Origin of the sequence: Streptomyces sp. NPDC057654, from assembly GCF_042800135.1 — a bacterium.
GTDB lineage: Bacteria > Actinomycetota > Actinomycetes > Streptomycetales > Streptomycetaceae > Streptomyces.
Genome location: NZ_JBHVHQ010001092.1, coordinates 1 through 2,491, shown reverse-complemented (window position 1 = coordinate 2,491; position 2,491 = coordinate 1). Strand labels below are relative to the sequence as shown.

Here is a 2,491-nt window from a genome sequence, read left to right as displayed (position 1 = left end):
CGGGGAGACGACCATAGCGCCCGGCGGAGGGGAACTCGGCGTGAGGTGGCGGAGGCGGAATGCCGGGCCCGGCCGCGCGAATGCGGGGGTGTTCCGGTCGCCGACCGCGGGGACGCGGTCGGCGCCGATATAGCTGATATGGGTGTCGGTCCCGAGGTCCAGCCGGGACATCCAGTAGAAGTCCCCGCACGGGATGTCGAGCAGCGTACGGACGCCGAGCCGCGCGAGCAGGCCGGGGAGCTCGGAGCGGAGCGTGGCGGTCTGCGTCAGGTTCGATCCGTTGCCCGAACGCGACGTGTCCCCGTCGCCGCCGTCGCGGCCCTGCCCGTCTCCGCCCTGCTCGCCTCCGCCCTGCCCGTCTCCGCCCTGCCCGTCGCCGGGCTCGCCCGCGAGGTAGAGATTCCAGGTGTCGTTGTCGTACAGCTTGGTGAAAACACCCTCCATCGTCCGTTCGGACGACGCGTTGGGGGAGCGGGGAACGCTGATGGAAGGGAATTCGCGATTCATGGGGCTCATGACAAGCCTTCCGATATCGAAATGACGGAATGACGGAATGACGGAATGAATCGATACCCGAACAGGCTCCCGTGGCACCGGATGCCTGTCAACGGCACCCATCCGGCATCCGGCATCCGGCCCAGCGCCCAGCCCCTATCGCCCCGCCCCTATCGCCCCGCCGTCCGGCCCGGCATCATCGCCCCGCCGTCCGAGTCCGCACCAGCAGCCAGAGGAAATACGGCGTCCCGATGACCGCCGTGAGCAGCCCCGCGCCGAGCTGCGCCGGAGCGATCACCGTCCGCCCCAGCATGTCCGCCAGCCCCACCAGCACCGCGCCCAGCAGCGCCGCCACCGGCACCACCCGTACGTGCCGACGCCCCACCAGGGCGCGCGCGGCGTGCGGGGCGACCAGCCCGACGAAGGCGATGGTCCCGGCGCACGCGACGGCCGCCGCGCTCAGCAGCACGGCCAGCGTCAGGAACCCGAGGCGCGACCGGGACAGCCCCAGACCCAGCAGCTTGGGGGTGTCCTCGTCGAGCGAGACGAGGTCGAGTTCGGTGCGCCGTACGACCGCCACGGCGACGGCCGCCGCCAGGACGATCGCGAGCGGCAGCAGATCGGGCATCGTGCGCCCGTACGTCGAACCGGACAGCCAGGTCAGCGCCTTGGTGGCGTTGAACGGGTCGGTGAGGACGATGAACAGGCTGATCAGGGCGGCGGTGGCGGTGGAGACGCCCATGCCGACCAGGACCAGGCGGTTCTGCCGGAAGCCGCCGCGCGCGGACAGCCCGAAGACGAGCGCCGAGGCGATGGCGGCGCCCGCGAAGGCCGCGCCGGAGAGCCCCGCCGGACCGGCCTGCGGCACGGTCGTCACCAGGATCACCGCGCCCAGCGCCGCGCCGCCGGAGACGCCCAGGACGCCCGGTTCGGCGAGCGGGTTGCGGGTCACGGCCTGGACGAGGGTGCCCGCGAGGGCGAGGGCCGCGCCCGCGAGGACGGCGGCGAGGACCCGCGGCACCCGCGTCTCCAGGACGAAGGAGACGGCCCGCCCGGCCCGGCCCTGCGTCCAGTTGACGACGTCGCCGAGGAGGAGTTTGGAGTCGCCGAGCAGTACGGAGCCGACGGCCAGCGCGACCAGCGCCGCCACCAGCACCGCGGTCACGGTCAGGAAGACCGTACGGCTGCGGATGCGCAGCCGGTCGGGCGGCGCGGCGGCGCCGGTGTCCCGGCCCCTGGTCGCCAGCACCACCAGGAAGACGGCGCCGACCAGGCTCGTCACCACGCCGGTCGGCACGGCGACCGACGTGTCCGCCGACACCATGGCGCGCAGCGCGACGTCCGAGCCGAGCACGAGGGCCGCGCCGGCCAGGGCGGACAGCGTCACGCTCGTACGCACCCGCGTGAAACCGCGGTAGCGGCGGGCCAGCAGGCGTATGACGGCCGGGGCGCACAGGCCGACGAAGCCGATCGGCCCGGCGAGGGTGACGGCGGCGGCGGAGAGCAGCGCGGACAGCACGACGGTGGTCACGCGGGTGGCCCGTACGGGCACGCCGAGGCCCCGCGCCGCGTCGTCGCCGAGCGCGAGGGCGTCGACCCGGCGGGCGATCAGCAGCAGCCCGGCCAGGGCGGCGACGGCGAGCGGCACCATCCACAGCACGCTGCCGAAGCCGTTCTGCGCGATGCTGCCCTGGTTCCACGCGTACAGCCCCTCCGTCCGCACGGGGAAGAGCAGCAGCAGCCCGCCCGTGACGGAGGCGAGGCCGAGGGTCAGGGCACTGCCCGCGAGCACCAGCCGTACGGTCCCGGTGCCCAGGCCGGACAGTCCGAGGACGAGGGCGGCGGCGGCCAGACCGCCGACGAAGGCGACGCCGGAGGACGCGAACACCGGCAGCGAGACGCCGGTCGCGGCGACCAGGCCGAGCGAGAAGTAGGAGCCGGCGTTGACGGCGAGGGTGTCGGGCGAGGCGAGGACGTTGCGGCTGACGGCCTGGAG

At 73.9% G+C, this 2,491-nt stretch carries 1 protein-coding gene and 1 pseudogene; both read right to left on the bottom strand.

The genetic code is table 11. The annotated features are described in order from the left end of the window. Positions 1-507 (bottom strand): annotated as a pseudogene (locus tag ACFU99_RS40805) (hypothetical protein); the annotation flags it as partial. Between the two features lie 184 nt (positions 508-691). Further along, positions 692-2,491, bottom strand: a 1,800-nt coding sequence (locus tag ACFU99_RS40800) for an iron ABC transporter permease (protein WP_384402991.1), incomplete at its 5' end; no start/stop codon positions are given.